Genomic DNA, 3,390 nt, shown 5'->3' on the forward strand with positions numbered 1-3,390 from the left:
CCTGAACTGTCAGCGTCCATAGAAAGCGTCGCTATCGCGGGGCCACTATTTGGTCCCTCTGGTTCTAACGAGGAATACACCATGAAACTCAATTCCCTGGGCGCGGCGTCGTTGCTTGCGCTTTCAATGGTGATGATCAGCGGCTGCGATCAGGTTGAAAAAAGTGCGCAGCAAGTGATCGGCAAGGCCACCGAGTCGGCCAAACAGGCTATAGATGAAACGCATAAGGCCGCCGAACAGGCTCTGAGTGAGGCAACCCAGGGCTTGATCAGTCCTGAGAAGAAGGACAAGGACGCCGAAAACGCTTCCGAGTCCGACACCAAAGAAACCTAATTCCCAAGCCTCACCACGTCAGGATTGACCTATGGACTACCTTTTACAACTGGCTGCAAGCCCCACCGCCTGGGTGGCCCTGGCCACCTTGATCGTCATGGAAATCGTGCTGGGCATCGATAACCTGATCTTTATCTCGATCCTCACCAACAAATTGCCGGAAAAACACCGGGCGAAAGCGCGGCGTATCGGCATCAGCATGGCGTTGATCCTGCGCCTGGGCCTGTTGAGCACCATCGCGTTCATCGTGCAGTTGACGGCGCCGGTGATCGAAGTCTTCGGCCAGGCTTTTTCGTGGAAAGACATGATCCTGATCGCCGGTGGCCTGTTCCTGGTGTGGAAGGCGACCACCGAAATCCATCACAGCATGGACCCTGAGCCGGAAGAGAAGGTGAGCGCCGGCAATGGCGTGTCCATCGGCTTTGCCGCGGCGATTGGCCAGATCCTGATGCTCGACCTGGTGTTCTCCATCGACAGCATCATCACCGCCGTGGGCATGACCGAGCACTTGCCGATCATGATCATTGCCGTGGTGGTCTCGGTGATCGTGATGCTGGTGGCGGCAGAACCCCTGGCCAAGTTCATCAACGACAACCCGACGGTGGTGATGCTGGCCCTGGGCTTCTTGATCATGATCGGCATGACCTTGATCGCCGAAGGCTTTGGCGCCCATGTGCCAAAAGGCTATGTGTACGCCGCCATGGCGTTCTCGGCGGTGATCGAACTGCTGAACATGGCGCGACGTAATCGCCACAAGCGTTTACTGGCCGCCAAACAGTAAGGGTTGATAAGCAAAGGCCGGCTGCGCTCCAAGAGCTCAGCCGGCCTTTTGCTGTCTGGTAGACTCCACCCACTTGATAGCTTGAGGTCCACCATGAACGAGCCGATTCGCCTCACCCAATACAGTCACGGCGCGGGTTGCGGCTGCAAGATTTCACCCCAGGTGCTGGAAGTGATTCTCGCCGGCAGTGGCGCGCAAAACCTCGACCCCAAACTGTGGGTGGGCAATACCTCGCGCGATGATGCCGCCGTCTACGCCATTGACGACGAGCGCGGCGTGGTCTCCACCACTGACTTTTTCATGCCGATTGTCGATGACCCTTTCGACTTCGGCCGTATTGCCGCCACCAATGCCATCAGCGACATCTACGCCATGGGTGGCGATCCACTGATGGCCATTGCCATTCTCGGCTGGCCGGTGAACGTGCTGGCGCCGGAGATTGCCCGGGAAGTCATCCGTGGCGGCCGCTCGGTGTGTGACGCGGCGGGTATTCCTTTGGCCGGTGGTCACTCCATTGATGCCCCGGAGCCGATTTTTGGCCTGGCCGTGACCGGCATCGTGCAAAAGCGCCATATGAAACGCAACGACACCGCCACTGCCGGGTGCAAGCTGTACCTGACCAAACCGCTGGGCATCGGCGTTCTGACTACCGCTGAAAAAAAGGGCAAATTGCGCGAGGCCGATGTGGGCCTGGCCCGCGACTGGATGTGCACCCTGAACAAACCGGGCAGCCGTTTTGGCAAGTTGGCGGGTGTGGCGGCCATGACTGATGTCACGGGGTTCGGTTTGCTTGGCCACTTGGTGGAAATGGCCGACGGCAGTGGCCTGACGGCGCGCATTGAATACGCCAAAGTGCCGCTTTTGCCGGATGTCGAGTACTACCTGGACCAAGGTTGCATGCCCGGTGGTACGTTGCGCAACTTCGACAGTTATTCGAGCAAACTCGGACGCCTTCAAGAGCTGCACAAGCGCGTGTTGTGCGATCCGCAGACCAGCGGTGGCCTGCTGATCGCCGTGACCCCTGAAGGCGAAAGCGAATTTCATGCGGTGGCTGCCGAATTGGCCCTGTCCCTGGAGCCCATCGGCGAATGGGTTGAGCGACAGACCCACGCGGTAGAGGTGTTTTGATGGCGACTGACATCACCGACTACCGCGACATCTTTCTCAACGACCGGCCGATGATGGATACCCGTGCGCCGATCGAGTTCACCAAGGGCGCGTTCCCCGGGGTGATCAACTTGCCGCTGATGACCGATGACGAACGCCAACGGGTCGGCACTTGTTACAAGCAACAAGGCCAGCAGGCTGCCATCGTGTTGGGGCATGAGCTGGTGTCCGGCGCGATCAAGGCTGAGCGTATCGAGCAGTGGGCACAGTTCGCCAAGGCCAACCCCAATGGTTACTTGTACTGTTTTCGCGGCGGGCTGCGTTCGCAGATCGTGCAGCAATGGCTCAAGACCGAAGCCGGTATCGACTACCCGCGCGTCGGTGGTGGCTACAAGGCCATGCGCACCTTTCTGTTGGATACCGTGGAGCAGGCGACGACCGAGTGTGACTTCGTGTTATTGGGCGGCATGACGGGCACCGGCAAAACCGAGGTGCTCGGCCAGTTGCGCAATGCCCTGGACCTGGAGGGGCATGCCAATCACCGTGGCTCCAGCTTCGGTAAACGCGCTACAGCGCAGCCGTCCAACATCGATTTCGAAAACCGCCTGGCGGTGGACCTGCTGAAAAAACGCGCGGGGGGGATCGAGCAGTTTGTGGTCGAGGACGAGAGCCGCATGATCGGCAGTTGTGCGTTGCCATTGCCGTTGCACAAAGGCATGCAGGCGTTCCCGATGGTCTGGCTCGAAGACAGCGTGGAGGGCCGGGTTGAGCGAATCCTGCGTGATTACGTGGTCGAGCTTTGCGCAGAATTCATCGCTGTCTATGGCGAAAGCGGCCAGGCCTTGTTTGCCGAGCGCTTGACCCAGAGCCTGGCCAATATCCACAAGCGCTTGGGCGGTGAACGTTTCCAGCGACTGCAGGCGATTCTGCAGGACGCGTTGGCGGAACAGGCTCGCAGTGGTGCGGTGGACCTGCACCGGGTTTGGATCGAAGGGTTGCTGCGTGAATATTACGACCCGATGTATGCCTTTCAAAAGGAAAGCAAAGGCGCACGCATCGAGTTTGCGGGAGAGCAGGGCGCTGTCGTGGAGTACCTGCGCGAAAGGATGGGGTGACCTTTCGGGCCTCATCGCGGGCAAGCCCGCTCCCACACTTTGATGGGTAAACAC

General features: G+C 59.3%; 4 protein-coding genes. All 4 read left to right on the plus strand.

The genetic code is table 11. From position 1 onward, the window contains the following. Nucleotides 1-81: 81 nt before the first annotated feature. The 4 genes from ACRESD_RS24420 to mnmH all read left to right on the plus strand — a co-directional run bounded on the left by ACRESD_RS24420 (nucleotide 82) and on the right by mnmH (nucleotide 3,336). A complete protein-coding gene (locus tag ACRESD_RS24420) occupies nucleotides 82-333 on the plus strand; it encodes a hypothetical protein (RefSeq protein WP_431753257.1) in 252 nt (83 codons plus the stop codon). 31 nt (nucleotides 334-364) lie between these two features. Further along, nucleotides 365-1,114 (plus strand): TerC family protein, encoded by a 750-nt coding sequence (locus ACRESD_RS24425; RefSeq protein WP_431753254.1) that lies wholly within the window; start codon nucleotides 365-367, stop codon nucleotides 1,112-1,114. A gap of 93 nt (nucleotides 1,115-1,207) precedes the next feature. Further along, nucleotides 1,208-2,242 (plus strand): selenide, water dikinase SelD, encoded by a 1,035-nt coding sequence (gene selD / locus ACRESD_RS24430; RefSeq protein WP_431753255.1) that lies wholly within the window; start codon nucleotides 1,208-1,210, stop codon nucleotides 2,240-2,242. Continuing rightward, a complete protein-coding gene (gene mnmH / locus ACRESD_RS24435) occupies nucleotides 2,242-3,336 on the plus strand; it encodes a tRNA 2-selenouridine(34) synthase MnmH (RefSeq protein ID WP_431753256.1) in 1,095 nt (364 codons plus the stop codon). The genes selD and mnmH overlap by 1 nt, the downstream gene beginning before the upstream one ends. The last annotated feature ends 54 nt before the right edge of the window (nucleotides 3,337-3,390 follow it).

The organism is Pseudomonas sp., from assembly GCF_050739995.1.
Classification (GTDB): Bacteria; Pseudomonadota; Gammaproteobacteria; order Pseudomonadales; family Pseudomonadaceae; genus Aquipseudomonas.